The 15,518-nt window shown below is 42.5% G+C and carries 14 protein-coding genes; 2 read left to right on the top strand and 12 right to left on the bottom strand.

Annotation, left to right across the window (positions count from 1 at the left end; genetic code table 11):
- Window positions 1-17 precede the first annotated feature (17 nt).
- Window positions 18-1,538, bottom strand: coding sequence for a DUF3360 family protein (locus FW759_RS12610; RefSeq protein WP_446443164.1), 1,521 nt, complete (start codon window positions 1,536-1,538; stop codon window positions 18-20).
- Between the two features lie 451 nt (window positions 1,539-1,989).
- Here FW759_RS12610 and FW759_RS12605 point away from each other — a divergent pair, with 451 nt between their 5' ends.
- Window positions 1,990-2,547 (top strand): DUF4442 domain-containing protein, encoded by a 558-nt coding sequence (locus FW759_RS12605; protein WP_084387357.1) that lies wholly within the window; start codon window positions 1,990-1,992, stop codon window positions 2,545-2,547.
- Between the two features lie 223 nt (window positions 2,548-2,770).
- Here the strand turns inward: FW759_RS12605 and rplS are convergent, their stop codons facing one another.
- From rplS to rpsP, 4 genes are all read right to left on the bottom strand, one after another.
- Entirely contained in the window at window positions 2,771-3,190 is a 420-nt protein-coding gene (gene rplS / locus FW759_RS12600; RefSeq protein ID WP_062845628.1) for a 50S ribosomal protein L19, read from the bottom strand.
- Window positions 3,191-3,408: 218 nt separating this feature from the next.
- A complete protein-coding gene (trmD, locus tag FW759_RS12595) occupies window positions 3,409-4,173 on the bottom strand; it encodes a tRNA (guanosine(37)-N1)-methyltransferase TrmD (protein ID WP_446443163.1) in 765 nt (254 codons plus the stop codon).
- 76 nt (window positions 4,174-4,249) lie between these two features.
- Window positions 4,250-4,783 (bottom strand): ribosome maturation factor RimM, encoded by a 534-nt coding sequence (gene rimM, locus FW759_RS12590; protein WP_446443162.1) that lies wholly within the window; start codon window positions 4,781-4,783, stop codon window positions 4,250-4,252.
- Window positions 4,784-4,940: 157 nt separating this feature from the next.
- Window positions 4,941-5,210: a 30S ribosomal protein S16 gene (rpsP, locus tag FW759_RS12585; RefSeq protein WP_021812802.1), complete on the bottom strand. Its 270-nt coding sequence runs from the start codon at window positions 5,208-5,210 to the stop codon at window positions 4,941-4,943.
- Window positions 5,211-5,636: 426 nt separating this feature from the next.
- Here rpsP and FW759_RS12580 point away from each other — a divergent pair, with 426 nt between their 5' ends.
- Window positions 5,637-7,124 (top strand): ATP-binding protein, encoded by a 1,488-nt coding sequence (locus FW759_RS12580; RefSeq protein ID WP_446443161.1) that lies wholly within the window; start codon window positions 5,637-5,639, stop codon window positions 7,122-7,124.
- 59 nt (window positions 7,125-7,183) lie between these two features.
- On the opposite strand, the gene FW759_RS12575 is transcribed toward FW759_RS12580, so the two are convergent.
- The 7 genes from FW759_RS12575 to atpA all read right to left on the bottom strand — a co-directional run bounded on the left by FW759_RS12575 (window position 7,184) and on the right by atpA (window position 15,465).
- A complete protein-coding gene (locus tag FW759_RS12575; RefSeq protein ID WP_062845632.1) occupies window positions 7,184-7,363 on the bottom strand; it encodes a hypothetical protein in 180 nt (59 codons plus the stop codon).
- Between the two features lie 148 nt (window positions 7,364-7,511).
- Window positions 7,512-9,200, bottom strand: coding sequence for an ATP-binding protein (locus FW759_RS12570; protein ID WP_131400059.1), 1,689 nt, complete (start codon window positions 9,198-9,200; stop codon window positions 7,512-7,514).
- A 313-nt stretch (window positions 9,201-9,513) separates the two neighbouring features.
- The gene (locus FW759_RS12565) at window positions 9,514-10,230 is read right to left on the bottom strand and encodes a response regulator (protein WP_010197939.1); all 717 of its coding nucleotides are present in this window, start codon (window positions 10,228-10,230) and stop codon (window positions 9,514-9,516) included.
- Window positions 10,231-10,847: 617 nt separating this feature from the next.
- Complete coding sequence (locus FW759_RS12560) at window positions 10,848-11,264, bottom strand: F0F1 ATP synthase subunit epsilon (protein ID WP_062845634.1); 417 nt, start codon at window positions 11,262-11,264, stop codon at window positions 10,848-10,850.
- Window positions 11,265-11,358: 94 nt separating this feature from the next.
- The gene (atpD, locus tag FW759_RS12555; RefSeq protein ID WP_062845635.1) at window positions 11,359-12,792 is read right to left on the bottom strand and encodes a F0F1 ATP synthase subunit beta; all 1,434 of its coding nucleotides are present in this window, start codon (window positions 12,790-12,792) and stop codon (window positions 11,359-11,361) included.
- A 38-nt stretch (window positions 12,793-12,830) separates the two neighbouring features.
- Window positions 12,831-13,712 carry a F0F1 ATP synthase subunit gamma gene (gene atpG / locus FW759_RS12550; RefSeq protein WP_062845636.1) on the bottom strand — a complete coding sequence of 294 codons (882 nt, stop codon included), beginning with the start codon at window positions 13,710-13,712 and terminating at the stop codon, window positions 12,831-12,833.
- Window positions 13,713-13,920: 208 nt separating this feature from the next.
- On the bottom strand, window positions 13,921-15,465 hold the full coding sequence (atpA, locus tag FW759_RS12545; RefSeq protein ID WP_062845637.1) for a F0F1 ATP synthase subunit alpha: 1,545 nt from the start codon (window positions 15,463-15,465) through the stop codon (window positions 13,921-13,923).
- Window positions 15,466-15,518: the final 53 nt, after the last annotated feature.

Raw genomic sequence — 15,518 nt, 5'->3', positions numbered from 1 at the left:
GATAAGACACGAAGTATCTAGTGACGAAAATTCGGTAATAACGCTGGAATACCAGGCAACATGCCAACGATTGCCATAACCCCAGTTAAGATCACAAAAGTAACGACAGGGATAATCCAGCGACTCATTTTCGACAGGTTGGCACTGCGCTCTTTTGAACCAATAAGACCTAAGTTATCTAATACCAAAGTAATCGACCAACCAAAAGCTGGATTGACTAAAGCTGAAGCAAATACCACAATGGCAGCAGACTGCGTTGTTTTACCTTCACGTGTCATCTCCATCCCTGCCTCAAGAAGCGGAATAAAGACCCCAACGATCAACGCCACACACATAACCGGTTCCCAGATGGCCAGATCCATAGGATAGCCCCAAATACCAGCGATAAGACAAAACAGCCCTGTTAAAACTGCTCCTGCAGGAATGGAACGCTTGGCAATCGCTGCGGGCACAATATAAGTTCCCCACGATGACGCAAAATTTGCGCCCCCAAGTATTGAGCCTGCAACTTGACGAATAGAAGCACTGGTCATCGTATCATCGATATCCATAAGCACACGTTCAGTACGTTTTGGATAGCTGATTTTTTGGAATACTTGATGACCTAAGAAGTCTGGTGACCACATGGCTACCGCTAGTACCGCAAATGGTAAGACCACAATAAAGCTTTCAACTGTGGGTAACCCCAACATCCAACCCGTATTTTCACCCCACCAGTACATTGGGTTCATGTTTGGTAATCCAGGCGCCGTTTCAAATGCAAATGGTGCTCCCATAGCAAACGCAACGCCGCCGCCTAATAAACAGCTGAGAGGAACCGCAAGCCAGCGCTTTTGAAAATTCTCTAGCACCGCATAGAGGATAATCGTCAGAAGAATCACCACAAAAGCAATATGTGCCATGCCAATACCTTCGGCCCAAGCAAATAGATTTTTGACTTGAGAGGTGGTTCCGATAAAACCCAGATAAAGTAGCAAACCGCCACACACGCCTTTGCTGGTCAAGTTTGCCAGCAAACTGCCTCCTTTACTGATTGCCAGCAGCAAACCAAAAGCGCCAATGAGCAAACCAAATGCCATGGGGTGACCCCCGGCAGCAACAACAATAGGAATGAGTGGGATAAGCGGACCATGAGTACCAGCAAGGTTGGCAGTCGGTAGTAAAAACCCTGAAAATAAAATTATAAAAAATGAAACTATCAAAAGCTCATAGCGTACATTTTCTAAAACAAATGCATCACTTAAACCTAACGGCCCTGCAAAAGTTGCCGCAATAGCACCGACCATCACCACTTTTCCAATGGTTGCGGCCATCGCTGGAATGGTATCTTCATACTCAAAACGATAATCGCGGAACGGCAAATTAGGCCGCCAGCGTTTTGGCTGCATGATCTGTAGTTCATGATTTAAGTAAGCATCACGATTTTCAAAATGTGAACTGGGCTTATGCAAGTCTACATAGCTTGCGTGTAAATCATTATCAGAGGGGGTTGGGTGCTGCGGATTGGCTCCTGAAGTGGGAAGCTGTGTATCACTCATCACATTTCCTAATATCGGCTGAGGTTGCGGTTGATTAAGCCTAGAGATGTGAATGTTTATCCAATCTCTAGGCCTAGCCAAGAATTGCAGACTATTGTATGTCAACGAACCTTGAAATACGAACTTATAACCATTTAGAGATATTATGTTCATTATGGCGAGCCATCACTCAAAATTTATGACTGTCTTTCTGAAAGCTGTCTCTGTATTTTGAAAGTAACATTAGAATATAAGATACTGATACGTTACTATGAAAGTAATCAGATGAAGCGTTTTTTCAGCTTGCCATCATCATTATGGTACTGCTGCCTTTAGCCACTTTAAGACTAGCGACATACATAATTTTTAATTATGATGAGAGCTTTTATTATCCATTGATCTTGAAGACTTAATAAACGTCTCTCGACTGGCAAATACAAAAGATTCAGAAGCAAGATAGTAGGATTAATTTATGAGTTTACTACCCATCAACTTTGAGACATTAAAACGCAAAGCCAAAAAGAACATCATGCCGTTGCTGACGCCTCATTTGCTCAAGCTACGTATCAATACATATGCACCCTATGTTGGCGCGGGTATCAAAATTGATCATATCGACCTTGATCAAGGGCTTTGCGTGGTGAGTATGGGATTGAATAGCCTGAATAAAAACATCGTTGGCACACAGTTTGGTGGCAGCTTGTACTCAATGGTTGATCCATTTTATATGCTGATACTCATGCACCAACTGGGCAACAGTTACGTGGTCTGGGATAAAAGCTCGCACATTGAATTTATTGCGCCAGGTAATAGCAAAGTAACCACGCGAATGAAGATACCCAGCTCTGAGATTATGACTATCCAAGAGCTGGCAAAAGATGGCGATGCTGTGTTTCGTGAATACCAAGCCGATATCGTCGATGATCAGCAAAAAGTGATCGCCACGATTACTAAGACAATATATATTCGATTACGTAAGTACAGTAAGTCTAAAGACCAAAGTAGTCGCATAGAAAATCTAGATGACTAGCTTGAAGAGTTAAAAAATACAGATCAATGCTGAGCGCTTAATTTACAATTATCTTTGCACATACAAAAACCCCAATCTAGCATTCGCATAGATTGGGGTTTTGTCTTTTTTGGTATGGCCCGCTTATTTATAAATAAACCTATGAATAAGGGCTTGTATCTACTTTTACCTTACTTTTAGTCAACCGAAAATTTCCGATCAACTAAGAGCAATGAGCTGCTGCTTAAATACCAGGCGCAGTGTCAACTGCATTAGGTACGCCAGCGTCAGTTTTTTTCTGAGCTGAACGAGCAGGAAGCTTTTCGCGGATACGTGCTGATTTACCAGAACGCTCACGTAAGTAGTACAGTTTCGCACGGCGAACAGCACCACGGCGTTTCACTTCAATACTGTCAATGATTGGTGAATGCAATTGGAATGCACGCTCAACACCAACGCCGCTTGAGATTTTACGTACAGTGAACGCTGAGTTTACACCGCGGTTACGCTTAGCGATTACAATGCCTTCAAAAGCCTGTAGACGCTCACGCTCACCTTCACGTACTTTTACTTGAACCACAACGGTATCGCCGGGTGCAAAGTTTGGGCGCTCAAGCAATTGAGCGTTTTCGATGACCTGAACCAATGGATGCTTGTTGCTCATGAGAGTTATCTCCTCACATTAGATAATAGAGGCTTAACGCATATCACCTGTTTGTAATAATTAATCGTATCTCTTTATAGTGAGACACAACGTAAAGGGGTTATAACCAACGGCCATTATGTTATGACCCGTTTTATTATTGCTCAAAATTTTACTACTTAACAGTATATCGAAATGACGTTCCATGCACTTTTTAAAAAAATTCAGCGCCATGAAAGCTACTTTTTATTTGCTTTTGCCAATGCTTTTAACCATTTTGCTTGCTCTATCGTTGGTGTAAACGCTTGCCATAAGTCTGGACGACGCGCTTGCGTACGACTGACTTGTTGGCTAAAGCGCCACTTAGCGATATTGGCATGGTGACCTGAAAGTAACACTTCCGGCACTGCCATACCTGCAAACTCGTGGGGCTTAGTATAATGTGGGCAGTCAAGCAATCCATCAACAAAAGAGTCTTGCTCAGCTGACTTATCATCACCCATGGTATCAGGCAAACGACGTATCACACTATCCATCAGTACCATTGCTGGCAGTTCACCACCTGTCAGCACATAATCGCCAATCGATATTTCCATATCGACATACTGCGACAGCAAACGCTCATCAATACCTTCGTAACGACCGCATAATAGAATCATGCCGTCATACTTAGCCATACTGACCACGCTGCTTTCATTAAGCGTTTGTCCTTGCGGCGACATATAAATCACCGGACAATGCTCACTGTCGACACGGCAACCGTACTGACCAGCACGCAAGCGCGCATCCTCAATAGCTTTTGATAATGGCTCAGCCATCATCACCATTCCAGGACCACCACCATACGGACGTTCGTCAATGCGACGATAGTTATCCTCGGTATAATCACGTGGATTAATACAATCAATCGTAACTTGTCCCTGAGTCACTGCCCGACCCGTAATACCAAACTCACGAATCGTCGCAAACATCTCGGGGAAAATACTAATGACGGCACAATACATCTGATGTCTACTTGAATAACGGCTAAAAAGTCGGAGTTCCTATTGAAAACGCTTGGCTATAAAGCCAAAAGTTATATTAATAGTCACTTGGCCATGCCACAAGTACTGTTTTTTCAGTCATATCGACTTCTATCACAGTTTGCTTATGCCAGGGAATTAGGCGTTCTTCATTGTCCAAGCTGTCTGAATTTGCTGTTACCCGCATGATGTCATGGGCACCGGTTTCAAACATCTCAGTAATATTGCCTAAATACTCATCTTGCTCATTAATAACGCGCAAGCTGACCAAATCCGACCAATAATATTCGTCCTCGGCTGTTTCTGGCAAAACGTTTTGCTCGACCCAAACGGTCACCCCGTTCATGGTCTCAGCAACATTACGGTCAGGAACTTGCTCAAATTGAGCCACAATTCCTGTCCCTTGTTCACGCCAAGCTTTAACAGTCAAAGGTTTCATACCTGTGGCGGTTTTCATCCACCACGGCTGCATGTCGAATATCGCCGTTCGATCATCAGTATCACTAAATACCCAAAGCCAGCCTTTGATACCGTAGGGCTTTTTAAGCTGACCAATTTTCATAAGGGCACTAGCGTTTGGAACAGATGACATAACAGCTAACCTAACGATGATTTAAACAGCAATTGTAAAAACAATTGAGTCAAAAGCGATAAACAGTTAATGGCGTACACTGGTTAGACCAGTTACGCTATGTGTTCTAAAGTCTATCAAGTCATGCCATTGGCATCTTGATAACAGTCACAAAAACTTAAGCAGTTGCTTCAGTTTGAGCTGCAGACTTGTTGTAAGCTTTTGCTAATGAAGCAACGCGATCTGAAGGCTGTGCACCTTTTGCGATCCACGCATTGTACGCTTCCATATTCAAACGTACCGCTTCTTCAGACTCTTTAGCGAGTGGGTTAAAAAAGCCGATGTTTTCAATATAGCGACCGTCACGCGCGCGGCGTTGATCAGCAACAACTACTTGATAAAATGGGCGTTTCTTGGCACCGCCCCGTGCTAAACGAATAACAACCATGTGAATTCTCTCTTTCGCAGGTATACCAAAAAGGGCATAATTATATCACAGTCTTGATTTATTGAAAACATAAACTGTGCTTATTTAATTATTTATTAACAATAGCTTAAATGCGTATCGATGTACAATACAATTGCTAGCTATCCTTGATATTTAGCCCGCAATTTCTATGCTCATCTGCCCCTTACTTAGACCAAAACAGTCAGATACCATAGCTTATTTAAGTATCAAAATTGGTAGAGTCACCACCCTTTAAAGCCATCAGGGTTACTTATAAATTGTGATACTCTATAACAACATGTCACTGCCATACCCTAATAGAGTTGCACTGATATAATAGTGAAAAAAGTCACGCCCTTACGATATAAGTGGGGCATGGACTTCGTATTGGATTTAATAAAACCCATCTTCACACTTTGGATTCACATGACCAAACCAAACCCACCACCCCGCCGTAGAAGTTGGCTCGCGCGCTCTTATTCCAACACTTGGCTGACAACCTTAATGGTGTCTTTCATTGTTCTCATCAGTGTGAGCTTGTCGATTTTGTTTTTTTGGCGCAGTCTGTATTTACCCGAACTCAAAAACCATGCCCGCTACCTCACCAGCGAATTACGGCTCATGATTAGCGTCAACGAAGACTGGAAGGATCAACCTGAAGTACGACGCTGGGTTTACGAGCATTCACATGTGGTGGTGGTAAACAACCCCAATGACTTTCCAAAAGTGTCTGATAAAGCCTTTGTAGGCGTATTTACTGACGTATTACAGCGTGAAATCAGTGCGCAGTTAGGGCGACCTGTTGAGGTATATTTTAAGTTCAAGCCAACACCGCAACTCTGGGTACAAGACAGTCGAGATGATAGCTTTTGGATTCGCGAACCGGTGGTCTATTACTCGCAGTATAGTCCAGGATTATTGGTGCTATTTCTCATTGGTTTGCCTATTTTATCGCTATTGACCATCATCTTACTGGCACGACAATTAAACCGCCCACTGCGATACTTACAACGGGCAGCAACCAATTACATTCGACTTGGACACGCAACCACGCTGCCAACACAAAAAGGCCCTACTGAGATACGTCAAGTGAATATGGCATTTAACCGTCTATTCACCACGCTGAACCAAGCACAAAAAGAACGAACGATTATGCTTGCAGGTATTTCGCATGATCTGCGTACGCCTTTAACTCGTATGCGGTTGACCGCCGAGATGCTACCAGATGACTTTTTTCGTGAAGGGTTGATTTATGATATTGAAGACATGGATGCCATTTTGGAGCAGTTCATCTCATTTATGAAAGATGGCTCCGATGAACCTGTCAGCTTAACCAATCTAGACACTATTTTTAATGAAATTATGGTGCAATTTGCGCCGATGGCTTTTGTTTATCAGTCAGAATGTCACAAAGTGGTGCCCATACGTCCCTTGTCTATCAAACGCCTGATCATCAATTTGGTCAATAACGCAAAACGGTATGGCGAGCCACCAATTTATCTATCCGCAACTGTCGTGCCAACCTTTATTGAGACTGTTGCAGAAGACGATGATGATGTTATCAGTGAAAATGTTGTTAATAAAGAAGCACAAGAGCAGCTATTGATATGTGTGCGCGACTGCGGTGATGGTGTTGCAGAAGACCAGCTAGAGCGAATCATGCAGCCGTTTGAGCGTGGAGAGACCGCCCGTACCACACAAGGCAGTGGTCTTGGTCTTGCCATTGTAGATCGTATTGCAAGATTGCATCACGGTACAGTAGAGGCTATCAACCACCCTGATGGCGGCTTGCAAGTCTGTGTGCGCATCCCTCTACTTTCTAAAGTAGCGGGCGATACAACCATGGCTGCGGATGCAGAACAAAATATCAGCACTGATAATAATGAGCTGAATCAAAAAACTGAAAGTAAATGAAAAAAAGGGAAGAAAACCTGTGTCAGGTGCTGTGTTATGCCCATATTTTTAGACAGCGTCTAGTCTTTAGTCCCAATCATAGGCGGAATATATTTGGCACTGTTGGTAAACGCTAAGGGTTGAGTAATGTCTTCTTGCGCCGCTTTTAAGGTTTGAGTCGTGGATGGCTGCTGCAAGAAAAGGTAATAGCCCAAGGTTATCGCATTTAAAAGTACCAAACCGCCGAATAAATATGGCATCCTTTGCCCTCCTATATTTTCAAGCTGTTTTCAAAATTACTATCAGTGATGAATAGTCTGTTTATAGGTTAATCAAAGGATTCCATAATCTGATTAACCTATACGTTTAATTTTGACCAAAACAAACCTGTCATCTCATATGACGAATTTATTTAGCGTCGAAATCACGTTCGCTTTTCTCTTGTGTTAATTCATCTGCAGCAAGGATTTGTGTCAGAGGTTTGATCGGCCATGTCATGACAAATCGGGCGCCTCCGAGCTCTTCACTCTCATCGACTTTCATGCCACCATTAAACCAAAAAGCGATTCGCGACACAATCGATAGACCCAAGCCATAGCCGCCAGAAGCACGTGTACGACTGTCATCCAAACGTGAAAAAGGAATGAACACCTTTTCACGGTCTGCTTCAGGAATACCATGACCATCATCTTCGACTGTCACAAAAGCATTACCCTTTTTGACCCCAGCACTAATGATAATTGTCGTTTCTGCATATCGTAATGCGTTACCAGCAAGGTTTTGAATCACACGGTGTAAGTAACGGCGATCTGCAATTGCCGTTACTTTAGCACTTGGTAATTTAGTCACGATTTTGATCGGCTTACCTAAGGCATTGGTCTCACGTTCGACTTGCTCCAATAGCTCTCTAAGATTGACCGGCTCCAAATCTAGCTTTGGTGAGCCTTCTTCTAGCTTAGCATAAGTCAAAATTTCATCAATCAAACCATTTAGTGCTTCAATATCTTCATCGATATAGTCACGCTGCATAAATCGAGAATCTTCGTCGTCAGTATCCGCCAACATATCTACAGCGAAACGAATACGGGCAACAGGTGTACGTAGCTCATGCGAGACCGCGCGCGTCAACTCGCGCTGTGACTCAATCAAACGTTTGATGTGCGAAGTCATCGCGTTAAAGGTTGCCGATAGACGAGCAATTTCATCTTGTCCAATGACCTGGACTTGAATATCCAGATTGCCTTTACTGACTTCATTAACACCAACTTGGATCAATTGCAGTTTGCGCTCGAGTGGGAAAATCAGTGCATAGACACCCAAGCTTATTAAGAACATACTGATAAGAATCATACTGATGATCAGGTTGAGAGGAAACCAATTAAATAATGGTACGGGCCCAATCAAAATTGCCATGTCGTTGATTTCAGAAGGTACCACAATCTTAATAGCCGAATTGCTTTTACTACTATTGGTGTCCTGTAATGAAATAACCACTTCATCACGTCGCAAGCGCGCCATCTGATCTGTATCCAGATCTAATGTGTTTGCTGCTCTTAATTCCAATGGAAAAGTAAATTTTTCTTCTAATTGATCCAAACGTGCTCGTTTATCTGCCAATGTCATGTGATAGGACAAATCATCTAATAAGAAAACAGCGATTGCTCGTACTTGCTGTTCAGTCACTTGCGATATTCTTGCCGTCAAAACATTCTGTTTATCTGGCAGACGATAATAGACATCAGCGTAGACAGGCTGACTGACATAACGAACGACTGTACCACCACTTTCAAAACGTCTCAGTTCACTGCCGTTAAAATCTACTTCATCGATAGGAATAATACTGAATTTTGAGCCAAATAAGCTGCTGGCATCTGATAACCAGTATTCGCGCTGCTGCTCACTGTCCTGATGTGCGATTCCCTCACTCACCAGATGAAATGCCCCATTTGCCATACTTTCACGGTAGGACTGCACGCGTTCTTTATTGATTGTATCCATCAATAGCTGAGCAAACAATGCTACACACAGACAGACTATGAGTAGTCCAGCATAAATACGAACAAAAATACTATGTTTTAAAGAAGAAACTAATGACATACGTGCCGTGACCAACTTAATGAATAAAAACTGCTCATATTATTTATAAATGAACGCTACATTATAAATGATACGGAGCACTGTTGAGTAAAGACCATTTTGGCTGCTATATTCTACCTGATATGTGCCCACTTCATAAAACTGCATTCTAATCTTGTCTATTTAGTCAGCACTCATCAATAATCGCTTAATTAAACCACATAACGCTGCATTTAAGTTTAAAAATTAAAGTTTAGTCAAAAAAAAACCAGCGTATAGGCTGGTTTTTTCTTTACTGTAATAGCCAGTAAGATACTAGATAAGCAAAATAGACTTAGTTACCCTCTTTCACAAACAAGTAACCTTTACTGCGTACCGTTTTGATGCGTTTCGGGTTTTCTGGATCATCACCAATTTTTGGACGAATACGAGAAATACGTACGTCAATTGAACGATCTTGACCATCGTATTCAATACCGCGTAAACGCTCGAAAATATCTTCACGTGATAAAATGCGGCCAGCGTTCGAAGCAAGTAACCATAATAGATCATATTCAGCACTGGTGAAATCAACCAACTCATCGCCTAGGTTGACAGAGCGTCCACCATTATCGATAACCAGTTCACCAAACTCTAAGCGCTGTGGCACATCTTCTGATGGTGCGTTTTCTGAGCGACGTAGTAGAGCACGAATACGAGCAAGCAATACGCGTGGTTGAGCAGGTTTTGCGACATAATCATCAGCACCCATCTCAAGACCCAATACTTGATCCATATCTTCAGTACGCGCAGTCAACATCAAAATAGGATTTTGATAATGAGGGCGAACTTCACGGCACACAGTAAGACCATCACTACCAGGAAGCATGACATCAAGTACGACCAAATCTGGTTGTTCATTGACGATACGGCGAATGGCGCGGTTACCATCAGTTTCAATTGCTACTTCTAAACCGTTTTTGACCAAGTAATCTTGCGTCAACATGGCCAGACGCTCATCATCCTCAACAATTAAGATTCGGGGGGTGTTGTCTTCTTCAGTCGTTGTCATTGTTATATCCTCTAATACATCTAATTTAAAAGCAGTAAAAGTAAGAGCGGTAAAATTAATAGCACCATAAACTGGTGCAATTGATGTTCGTATAGCTGTTACAAACTTGGTAGCACAGTATACTATTAAACCTACAGCTTCCTATACTATAGCTTATAGTCGTTAACAAAACCTATAAACTACACTCATTAAAACTTTAGTCTACGTCCGAATATTACGCACTCTAAGTGAATGACAGTGAGCAAAGTAGGTATATCAACCTTTTACTCTTTAAATATCTAGAAGTAATCAAGCTTAGTAGCTTTTACAGTAACATCGCGTTCGATTCCTACTCAATACTTATTATCTATCATATCTAATATAACGACATATTATCATTGTCGCTAGCAACATTTTTAATAATTTCTTAATATTGTTTTATGCACTTATTATTCATATGCATATTGCGAAAAATACTCTCAATCACGCCTATACTATAGATGCTATCCTATTAATATCTCAGTTTGATACGCTCTAAGACAGCTAAGAGAGTGAATAGTAGGTATAAAAAAACAGCCCATAATGGACTGTTCCTTTATTATCGTCTAAAGTCAGATTCAACCTTGTAAACAATAATCTTAAGCACGATTTTTATATTTACGGATGGTCTGTAACTGTGCTACTGACTCTGCCAACGAAGCTAACGCTGCATTGGTTTGTACCGTATCAGACTGGTTGACTAGCATCTGTTCAGCTTTTTGGCGTGCTGCAACGATCTTACTTTCGTCAAGATTGTGAGCGCGCGTAGCCGTATCAGCCAATACTGTTACCATCTTTGGTTGTACTTCTAGCACACCACCTGATACATAAATTACTTCTTCTTCACCGTCTGGTGTTTGCACTCGCATTGCACCCGGTTTCAGCAAAGTAATAAGCGGTGTGTGACCTGGCAATACACCAATCTCGCCTTCGGTGCCAGTAGCTATTAACATGCTAATTTCGCCTGAATACAGCTCTTCGCGAGCACTTACGACGCGACATTGTAACGTTGCCATACTTAACTCCTTACAATCAAAACTGCGATGCGTTATACCTACCAGCAAATAGGCTGTGAAAACCTATCTGCTCTTTAGCAAATGCTAACACAACTTACGCTGCAGTAGATTTCATTTTCTCTGCTTTAGCGACTACTTCATCAATGCCACCAGCCATGTAGAATGCTTGCTCTGGTAAGTCATCGTACTCACCTGCAATGATTGCTTTAAAGCTAGCAATGGTATCGCGTAGCGCAACATATTTACCAGGTGCGCCAGTGAAGACTTCAGCTACGTGGAATGGTTGTGACAAGAAGCGCTGAATCTTACGAGCACGATAAACAACCAATTTATCTTCTTCTGATAACTCATCCATACCCAAAATAGCAATGATATCTTTGAGCTCTTTATAGCGCTGCAAGACTACCTGTACACCACGAGCAACATTATAATGCTCTTCACCAATGACTTGTGGGTCTAACTGGCGAGACGTAGAATCAAGTGGATCAACCGCAGGATAGATACCTTGTGAAGCAATATCACGGCTCAGTACAACAGTGGCATCCAAGTGAGCAAACGTGGTTGCTGGTGATGGATCGGTCAAATCATCTGCAGGTACGTATACCGCCTGAACTGACGTGATTGAACCTGACTGAGTTGAAGTAATACGCTCTTGCAATAAACCCATCTCTTCAGCAAGTGTTGGCTGGTAACCAACCGCTGATGGCATACGGCCAAGCAGTGCTGATACTTCCGTACCTGCTAGGGTATAACGGTAGATGTTATCAACGAACAATAGTACGTCACGGCCTTTGCCAGTAGCAGGATCTTTCGTATCACGGAAGTATTCAGCCATGGTCAAACCAGATAGAGCAACACGTAAACGGTTACCTGGTGGCTCATTCATCTGGCCATATACCATTGCTACTTTAGATTTGCTAAAGTCTTCGGTATTTACAACGCCAGCTTCTTGCATTTCGTGATAGAAATCGTTACCTTCACGAGTACGCTCACCGACGCCCGCAAACACTGACAAACCTTCGTGTTTAAGAGCGATGTTGTTGATCAATTCCATCATGTTGACGGTTTTACCAACACCAGCACCACCAAACAAACCAACTTTACCACCTTTAGCAAACGGGCAAAGCAGATCGATAACTTTAATACCAGTTTCTAGCAATTCAGTACTGTTTGACTGCTCTGCATAACTTGGCGCATTACGGTGGATGCTCCACTTTTCATCAGCTACTACAGGACCTTCTTCATCGATAGGACGACCAAGAACATCCATGATACGACCTAGCGTACCAGTACCAACAGGCACAGAAATAGGTGCACCAGTATTAGTAACTGGTAGGTTACGCTTCAAACCTTCAGTTGAGCCCATCGCAATAGTACGTACGATGCCATCACCCAGCTGTTGCTGTACTTCTAATGTGGTTTCAGTGCCATCAACTTGCAAGGCATCAAAAATTTGAGGAACTTCGTTACGGTTGAACTCAACGTCAAGAACCGCGCCAATAATCTGTACAATACGACCGCTACTCATTGCGTTCTCCTTGAACTTCTATATATAGGTGTAGTCAATTATGAAACAGCAGCAGCACCGCCAACGATTTCCGAAATCTCTCGGGTAATCGCCGCTTGACGCAGCTTGTTATAAACCAACTGTAAATCGTTAATAAGGTCACCAGCATTATCTGTTGCTGCTTTCATCGCTACCATACGCGAGGACTGCTCAGAGGCAATGTTTTCCATTACCGCTTGATAAACAATCGACTCAATATAACGGCCAAGCAATTCATCAATCAACGTCTTGATGTCAGGCTCGTAGATGTAGTCCCAGCTAAGCTCTGTCTGTATGCCACTGTCTTCACCATCTAGTGAACCTTCTGGTAAAGGCACTAACTGATTGACGGTCGGCTTTTGTGTCATAGCATTGATAAACTGATTGTATACCACGTAAATACGGTCTAACTTACCGTTACTATAGTCTTCAAGCATCGCCTGAACTGGTGCATTTAGTTGTTCAAACGTGGGTTTATCGCCATAATCAGTCACTGCTGACGTCACTTTTCCACCAAAGTTTTTGAAAAAGCTCACACCTTTAGCGCCAATGACTGCAAATTCAGCTTGTACTGACTGGTCTTGATACTGCTGGATACTTTTAGATAAAGCTTTGAATAAGTTAATATTCAAACCACCCGCCAGACCGCGGTCAGAGGTAATGACAATATAGCCAACCTTATTGACTGGACGCGATACCATGTACGGATGCTTATAGTCTGATGAGGCATGCACCAAATGTGAAATAACCCGGCGCATACTATCAGCATACGGGCGACCCACTTCCATGCGCTCTTGAGCACGACGCATTTTACTTGCTGCTACCATTTGCATAGCACGAGTAATTTTTTGGGTGCTTTTAATACTGGTGACTTTGGCACGTATCTCTTTTAAGCTTGCCATAATGATTCCAATATAAGAGGGTTAAAAAGCATTGGCGCATGCAACAATCATTTAATATATAACATCAATCTTATAGAATAATATTTTATATCTTGTGCATTACGCGATCTAATACCGTCAATGGTTAAAACAGTGGCGCAAATATCTGGTTAGACAACGCGCCACTTTATAAACGACAGTTATAACCAATTCGGTTTAACCCGTTAAATTAATAACTGTGATTTTGTTTAAAGGTCTCTAAAGCTGACTTTAAACGACCTGCGATATCATCGTTATAGTTCGCAGTATCATCAATCTCACGCATCAATTCACTTTGTTCATCATGCATGTAACGTAAGTAAGCTTCTTCGAAAGAACCAATTTTTTCAACAGGAACGTCAGCTAAGAACCCTTCGTTTGAAGCATAAATAACAGCAGCTTGTTCAGAAATTGACATCGGCTGATACTGTTTTTGCTTCATAAGTTCAGTAACGCGCTCGCCATGATCAAGCTGTTCGCGAGTCGCATCGTCAAGATCTGAGGCAAACTGAGCGAATGCAGCCAATTCACGATACTGAGCCAGAGCCGTACGAATACCGCCAGATAGCTTTTTGATGATCTTAGTCTGAGCAGCACCACCAACACGTGATACCGAAATACCAGCGTTTACTGCTGGACGGATACCTGAGTTAAATAAGCTTGACTCTAAGAAAATCTGACCATCAGTGATTGAAATCACGTTTGTTGGTACGAATGCAGATACGTCACCCGCTTGAGTTTCAATGATAGGTAGCGCAGTTAAAGAACCTGTTTTACCTTTCACTTCACCATTAGTGAATTTTTCTACGTAATCAGCATTTACACGTGATGCACGCTCAAGTAAGCGTGAGTGTAAATAGAATACATCACCAGGATAAGCTTCACGACCTGGTGGACGACGTAATAGTAGTGAAATTTGGCGATAAGCAACTGCTTGCTTTGATAAGTCATCAAATACAATCAATGCATCTTCACCACGATCACGGAAGTACTCACCCATCGTACAACCTGAATACGGTGCAATGTACTGTAGTGCTGCTGGCTCTGATGCTGAAGCTACCACAACAGTGGTATATTCTAATGCGCCTGTTTGCTCAAGCTTACGTACAACGTTAGCAATGGTCGAACGTTTTTGACCGATTGCCACATATACACACTTGATACCAGATGACTTCTGAGCGATGATCGCATCGATAGCCATCGCGGTTTTACCCGTTTGACGGTCACCAATGATAAGTTCACGCTGACCACGACCAATTGGAATCATGGTATCAACGGCTTTATAACCAGTCATTACTGGCTGATCTACTGATTGACGATCGATAACACCTGGGGCGATCTTTTCGACTTTGTCAGTCATTTTGGCATCGATAGGACCTTTGCCATCAATAGGATTACCCAAGGCGTCAACAACACGACCTAGCAGCTCAGGACCTACTGGTACTTCAAGGATACGACCAGTACAATAGGCTTTTTGACCTTCTTGCAGCTTTAGGTAATCACCAAGTACTACCGCGCCGACAGAATCACGCTCTAAGTTAAGCGCCATTCCGTAGATTTCGCCTTCAAACTCAATCATTTCGCCGTACATGGCATCTTCAAGACCATGAATCTGCACGATACCGTCAGATACTTTGACAATCGTGCCTTCATTCTTTGCAGTTGCACCCGCATCAAGGTCTTGAATACGCTGCTTAATCAGGTTACTGATTTCCGCTGGATTCAATTGTTGCATTGCCTTGTTTCCTTTAATTTATGATAACCCGCCCACTGACTTAAATACTCTGA

It is taken from the genome of Psychrobacter sp. 1176_08 (assembly GCF_052850615.1).
The sequence above is the reverse complement of the archived record's forward strand: the minus strand, read 5'-3'. Positions and strand labels throughout refer to the sequence as shown.

Coding starts and splice junctions, on each gene's coding strand:
- FW759_RS12605 (WP_084387357.1), top strand. CDS start 1,990: ATGAGTTTACTACCCATCAACTTTGAGACATTAAAACGCAAAGCCAAA.
- FW759_RS12580 (WP_446443161.1), top strand. CDS start 5,637: ATGACCAAACCAAACCCACCACCCCGCCGTAGAAGTTGGCTCGCGCGC.
- FW759_RS12565 (WP_010197939.1), bottom strand. CDS start 10,230: ATGACAACGACTGAAGAAGACAACACCCCCCGAATCTTAATTGTTGAG.
- atpG (WP_062845636.1), bottom strand. CDS start 13,712: ATGGCAAGCTTAAAAGAGATACGTGCCAAAGTCACCAGTATTAAAAGC.
- FW759_RS12610 (WP_446443164.1), bottom strand. CDS start 1,538: ATGAGTGATACACAGCTTCCCACTTCAGGAGCCAATCCGCAGCACCCA.
- atpD (WP_062845635.1), bottom strand. CDS start 12,792: ATGAGTAGCGGTCGTATTGTACAGATTATTGGCGCGGTTCTTGACGTT.
- FW759_RS12560 (WP_062845634.1), bottom strand. CDS start 11,264: ATGGCAACGTTACAATGTCGCGTCGTAAGTGCTCGCGAAGAGCTGTAT.
- rimM (WP_446443162.1), bottom strand. CDS start 4,783: ATGTCATCTGTTCCAAACGCTAGTGCCCTTATGAAAATTGGTCAGCTT.
- rpsP (WP_021812802.1), bottom strand. CDS start 5,210: ATGGTTGTTATTCGTTTAGCACGGGGCGGTGCCAAGAAACGCCCATTT.
- trmD (WP_446443163.1), bottom strand. CDS start 4,173: ATGTATTGTGCCGTCATTAGTATTTTCCCCGAGATGTTTGCGACGATT.
- FW759_RS12570 (WP_131400059.1), bottom strand. CDS start 9,200: ATGTCATTAGTTTCTTCTTTAAAACATAGTATTTTTGTTCGTATTTAT.
- atpA (WP_062845637.1), bottom strand. CDS start 15,465: ATGCAACAATTGAATCCAGCGGAAATCAGTAACCTGATTAAGCAGCGT.
- rplS (WP_062845628.1), bottom strand. CDS start 3,190: ATGAGCAACAAGCATCCATTGGTTCAGGTCATCGAAAACGCTCAATTG.
- FW759_RS12575 (WP_062845632.1), bottom strand. CDS start 7,363: ATGCCATATTTATTCGGCGGTTTGGTACTTTTAAATGCGATAACCTTG.